5 protein-coding genes and 1 riboswitch are annotated in these 5,351 nt (G+C 38.3%); of the genes, 3 read left to right on the top strand and 2 right to left on the bottom strand.

Going from position 1 to position 5,351, the window contains the following annotated elements:
* Window positions 1–41 precede the first annotated feature (41 nt).
* Window positions 42–656, top strand: coding sequence for a DUF47 domain-containing protein (locus V7659_RS30440; RefSeq protein WP_335543748.1), 615 nt, complete (start codon window positions 42–44; stop codon window positions 654–656).
* Window positions 657–712: 56 nt separating this feature from the next.
* A complete protein-coding gene (locus V7659_RS30435) occupies window positions 713–1,699 on the top strand; it encodes an inorganic phosphate transporter (protein ID WP_335543747.1) in 987 nt (328 codons plus the stop codon).
* Window positions 1,700–1,826: 127 nt separating this feature from the next.
* On the opposite strand, the gene V7659_RS30430 is transcribed toward V7659_RS30435, so the two are convergent.
* Window positions 1,827–2,987 carry a DUF4317 domain-containing protein gene (locus tag V7659_RS30430; RefSeq protein WP_335543746.1) on the bottom strand — a complete coding sequence of 387 codons (1,161 nt, stop codon included), beginning with the start codon at window positions 2,985–2,987 and terminating at the stop codon, window positions 1,827–1,829.
* A gap of 175 nt (window positions 2,988–3,162) precedes the next feature.
* On the opposite strand from V7659_RS30430, the gene V7659_RS30425 reads away from it, so the two are divergent.
* A complete protein-coding gene (locus V7659_RS30425) occupies window positions 3,163–4,131 on the top strand; it encodes an NAD(P)-dependent alcohol dehydrogenase (protein ID WP_335543745.1) in 969 nt (322 codons plus the stop codon).
* Between the two features lie 53 nt (window positions 4,132–4,184).
* Here the strand turns inward: V7659_RS30425 and V7659_RS30420 are convergent, their stop codons facing one another.
* Window positions 4,185–5,063 (bottom strand): 5'-methylthioadenosine/S-adenosylhomocysteine nucleosidase, encoded by an 879-nt coding sequence (locus V7659_RS30420; RefSeq protein WP_335543744.1) that lies wholly within the window; start codon window positions 5,061–5,063, stop codon window positions 4,185–4,187.
* Window positions 5,064–5,250: 187 nt separating this feature from the next.
* Window positions 5,251–5,351, bottom strand: a riboswitch (purine riboswitch).

The raw sequence follows: 5,351 nt of genomic DNA, 5'->3' as shown, positions 1-5,351 counted from the left end.
ATATTAAGTTTGTATTATTAACAAAAAGTGGGGGTCATACTATGGCAAGAAAAAAAGACAAGTTTGCCGTTTATTTGGGTAATATTGCAACTAATTTAAAAGAAAGTGCTAACTATTTTGCAGATTATAAACTAAAAAATGTGAGCGACCTGAAGATTTTTTCCGAAAAAATGAAGGAATATGAAAACAAGGGCGACGATATGGTTCATGAAGTGATTAAGGATCTACATAATGCGTTCATTACCTATATTGAACGCGAGGATATCCTAACGCTAACGATGAGCATGGATGATGTTTTGGATGGTCTAGAACATACTGCAGCATTATTTGAAATGTATTCGATCATAAATGCTGATGATTACATGCTTAGGTTTGTAGATGCCATCCGAAGCTGTGCCGCTGAAATTGAAACATCAGTGGAGATGCTGGCAACAAAGAAATTACTAAACATGAGAGAGCATGCAATCAAAATTAAGGAATTGGAATCAAAATGTGATGCAATTCTGCGTGAATCCATTACAAACCTATTTGCGAACGAAAAAGACCCGATTCGTATTATTCAATATAAAGAAATCTATGAAGAACTTGAAAACATTGCGGACTTCTGTCAAGTCGTCGCCAATACATTGGAAAGCATTATCATGAAAAATGCGTAACCACATTCCTGATAACATTTAGATTACTTCAAGTCAGTACATTTTTGGAGGTATAAATGACGATTATCGTTATCATCCTTATTCTTGCGTTAATCTTCGAATTCATCAATGGTTTCCATGATACTGCTAATGCGATTGCGATGTCAGTTTCTACAAAGGCCTTATCACCGCGATTTGCCGTTTTTTATGCAGGCGCCTTAAACTTTGTTGGTGCCTTAACTTCACAAGCGGTGGCGAAATCAATAGGCGGAAAGATTGCCGATCCTTTTCAAATTGATAATGGATTGTTAATTGTCATTGCAGCACTGATTGCCGCGATCTTTTGGAACCTTTTAACCTGGTACTATGGGATTCCTTCTTCATCATCCCATACCTTAATCGGATCAGTGGCAGGCGCGGTTATCTTCGGATCCGGTTTTGATTCTATAAACTGGGAAGGTTTCACCGATATTATTAAAGCACTAATCATTTCACCCTTTTTAGCCTTTGGTGTCGGATTTATTATCATGAAAATATTAGCAATTATCTTCAAGAACGCAAATCCATACCGGGCGACGCGGGGTTTTCGAGGGTTCCAAATCATCGCCTCTGGGCTAGCGGCATTTTCTCACGGAGGAAATGATGGCCAAAAAACAATGGGTATCATTGTCTTTGCTTTGGTTGCAGGTGGCTTCCAATCGACTTTAGATGTCCCATTTTGGGTACAAGTCCTCTGTGCTGCAACAATTGGTCTAGGGACAATGATTGGCGGAATGCGGATTATTAAAACCGTTGCTAAAAGAATCTTCAAAGTAAAACCGATCAATGGATTTGCCGCAGATTTAACCTCATTTGCCGTTTTACAAGGGGCAACCATGTTTGGACTCCCCGTATCAACGACCCATGTGTCTTCATCTGCGATATTAGGGGTCGGATCATCTAAGCGGTTTAAGGGTGTGAATTGGGGAGTGGCGATAAGAATTGTTACGACGTGGGTGATTACACTGCCTATTTCAGCATTGATAGCTGGATTGATCATGATGATTTTGAAGATTTTTATGTAGCAGGTATAAAAGAATTATCTTTCGCAATATTGTAAACATGAAAAGAGAGGTCGAAAACAATTGAAAATCAGTTGTTTTTGACCTCTCTTTTTTAATGTAAATACTTAAGGAACCTGTCCTTAAAAAGCTATAGTGTTTCTGTTTCTAGTCGAAATCCTTCCACGATCACATCTTCATCAATCTCTAATAATAGGCATCGTTTTCCTTGGTACATAATATATTTTATGTTTTTAAGGTCTTTCGGATCGATAGATAAATTTGCCACATTTGTATCAATTTTTATCTTTTTAGGAATTAAATTGCTTGCTTTGAATTCATGGGTTTCGTCAGCTAGCACATCTTTAAAAGCATGTTCCACTTTGGCAGTGTCTACGTTTTCGACCCCGCTTACTTCTAAGATGCGTCCAATGTCCTTATAATCCAACATCGGGGCTTCACTTTCTTCGTTTTCTTCATTCTCTTGGATCACTTTATCAATTTCCTCATAGACATTGGAAATGATTTTGGAATCCACTTGATCACCAATTACTTTCTTTAAAATCAGTTCAAAACCATCTTTATCTTCGTCGGCGGTGATGATTTCTTCACAATTAAGGACCTGTTCAATAAACGTAAAATCCGGTTCATTGGCTTTCCCCGCACAATAAAGAATATGGTTTACGTCTGAAGAATTGTCACTAAAAGCAGGGAAAAGAAAGCCAGATATTGGAGATTGCAAATTAATGATTGGATCAAAGACCGTATTTGATTTAAATTCCTTCTCGACATAATCAAACAGTAAGGCCTTTTTCGGCTGATCCGTTCTATTGAGACTGCAAAGAATAAAATGGTTGGAATAGACTTCGTCATCCCCGCCTTCTTCTGATTCTGAATCCCGCTTCCTAGTCGCTTTACGATATTCTCCCCGGATAAACGTCACGACCGTATCAAATTCATACACTGTATGAGCAAACATTTTTCCGACGATTGCAAACATGTATTCTAACCAATCTTCGGTTGTGTCTGCCTGTAAACCATCAAAAAGGATCGTTTGTGTGCTGTCTTCCGCATCACGTTGGAATTTTAACTCGAAAAGTTTGGAATCTAGTTGACCCGTTAGAACCTTTTTAAAATTTCCTAGAAACAATTCTTGTGTTTCCAGTTCTAACATTTGAAACGGTTGACAAACATGATGATAAATCTCACCTGATTCTTTCTGCACATAGACATTGTAAATTTCACGAATGGCCAGGAGATCATTATTTAATTTAAATTGCTTGCGAATATTAGCGATATCGTTTTTATTCATCCTTCTCAACTCCCATCCCTGATTATACTGTGCAGACACAAAAATAGAAATACATACAACTTCCTAGGTTAGCATTTTGGAAAATTAATGTATTAAATCGTTGTGAGTCTTGAATATCTTAAATTTAAGGTTCATTAGCGATTTTTACAAAATTTAAATCCTAGGAGGTTTCTAAATGAAAGCAATTGTAACTAAAAAATATGGACCACCTGATGTACTTGAATTAGCGGAGGTGGAAAAACCGATACCAAATGATGATCAAGTCCTGGTAAAAATACATGCATCCTCGGTGAATTTTGGTAACTTGGTCCTTTTAAAAGGTGAACCGTTCCTAGCGCGTTTTGCTTTTGGCCTCCGGAAACCCAAATATCCCATACCTGGTGGTGACATTGCCGGTCGGGTGGAAGCAGTTGGAAAAAATGTTACAAAGTTTCAACCAGGTGATGATGTGTTCGGAGATTTATCTGGTTCTGGTTGGGGTGGTTTTGCTGAATATGTATCTGTTCCCGAAATTGCACTCGCATTAAAACCAGTTAATCTGTCCTATGAGAAAGCTGCTGCGGTTCCGATGGCCGGAGTCACAGCCTTGCAGGGTCTTAGGGATAAAGGCAAGATCCAGCCAGGACAAAGGATACTAATTAATGGTGCCTCAGGCGGTGTCGGCACATTCGCTGTACAGATTGCCAAATCCTTTGGGGCAGAGGTAACAGGAGTATGTAGTACAAGAAATTTAGATATTTTGCGATCAATTGGAGCCGATCATGCGATTGACTATACCAAAGAAGATTTTACCCAAAAACCGCAAGATTATGACCTAATACTTGGCGTTAATGGTCATAAACCTATTTCAGCTTATAAACGGGTTTTAACTCCTAATGGTATCTTTGTTCACGTCGGAGGTTCTGAGTCACAAATGTTCCAAGCCATGGTCCTCGGCCCTTGGATATCTATGACCAGTAAAAAGAAAATGGGCACCTTTTTGCAACGAGCTAAACAGGAAGATTTGATTTATATGAAAGAACTAATTGAGAATGGCAAAGTAAAACCAGTGATTGATCGAAGTTATAAATTGAGCGAAGTCCCCGAGGCATTCCGGTATTTTCAAGAAGGACACGCACAGGGAAAAGTAGTGATTACGGTGTGAAGACAATAACTTAAAAAAAATAGAGCTGTGGAAACAGCTCTAAGATTTGATACTTATTTGCTTTGAATTGTTGCAATATATTTTTTAACTACTTCATAAACATAGTCTTGATTTGCTGCAGCTGTATTTGGGTTGTAGGTTCCGCCATTTGTTTTATTATTAGAAAGAACGCGAATTCCCAAGAATGCGACATCATAAGCATTCGCAATTTGTGCTGCAGCAGCACCTTCCATTTCCTCTACGGATGTACCATAATTTGTATGGAACCATTTGATACGATCGACTTCATTGTTCCAAACGTCTGCTGAACCGATTGTCCCCTCAACCACTTTACCCTTGGTGTACTTATCTTTTACGGCATTCGCTGCTGCAAGAAGGTCCTTATCACCCTCGTAGTAACGGACTTTTTCAGCATTCGGATCTGACCCGCTACCTTCTGAAGCCATTAAGTCCATCGGTTTCCAAGTAGTTGGATCCATACCCTGGTTTTCTGCTATATTTCCTGTTTTTAAGGAACCTATATTTGTTGTTTTCTTTCCTAATACAATATCAAATACGTTCAAACTTGGGTCATGTCCGCCCGAAGTCCCTTGATTGATAATCGCAATAGGGTTATATTTTTCAATCGCTAATGCTGTTGCTGCAGCTGTATTTTCCATTCCTTTACCTGTTTTAGCAACGATGACAGTATAATTGTTTACCTTTCCTCTGTAAAAGACAAAAGTTCCTGACTTTTCTACTTTCACTTTTTCTAGTTTTTGGGCAAACTTTTCAGCTTCAATAGGCATGGGGCCTTGAATGAGAATTGGTCTTGCAGCCCCTTCTACTTTTTCTTCTACTAGTAAAGTAGAATGTTGAAATGTAAGCAACGATATGAATAGTACAACAATAGCTGCTAATGGAGCGAATTTCTTTAACATTTTGTTTTTCATAAAAACCTCTCCCAATTCTTTTGATGTTTGATCCACTCGGGTAGTCTTGTCCAATGAAAAAGGTCTAGAAATGTAGAATAATTTCTACCTTCTAGACCTACGAAAGTCAAAGTATTGATAATTAAGCAAAAAGTGATAGTTTCTGCTAAATTAATGAAAGGCTAAGGCACAAATATCGCCCGTATAGAAGCCTAATACTTTAACTCGTAGTCTAGTTCTTTTATTGGGAACCAGGTAGAAACACTCAGACCATATTACCGAGTATATACGAGTAATGAAATATATGAT

The sequence above is a fragment of the Neobacillus drentensis genome (assembly GCF_036966985.1).
Taxonomy (GTDB): domain Bacteria; phylum Bacillota; class Bacilli; order Bacillales; family Cytobacillaceae; genus Neobacillus; species Neobacillus drentensis_E.
This window is presented reverse-complemented; position numbering and strand designations above follow the sequence as displayed.

Bases quoted from the DNA above. Each gene is read 5' to 3' on its own strand.
- V7659_RS30440 (WP_335543748.1), top strand. From the start codon at position 42: ATGGCAAGAAAAAAAGACAAGTTTGCCGTTTATTTGGGTAATATTGCA.
- V7659_RS30435 (WP_335543747.1), top strand. From the start codon at position 713: ATGACGATTATCGTTATCATCCTTATTCTTGCGTTAATCTTCGAATTC.
- V7659_RS30430 (WP_335543746.1), bottom strand. From the start codon at position 2,987: ATGAATAAAAACGATATCGCTAATATTCGCAAGCAATTTAAATTAAAT.
- V7659_RS30425 (WP_335543745.1), top strand. From the start codon at position 3,163: ATGAAAGCAATTGTAACTAAAAAATATGGACCACCTGATGTACTTGAA.
- V7659_RS30420 (WP_335543744.1), bottom strand. From the start codon at position 5,063: ATGAAAAACAAAATGTTAAAGAAATTCGCTCCATTAGCAGCTATTGTT.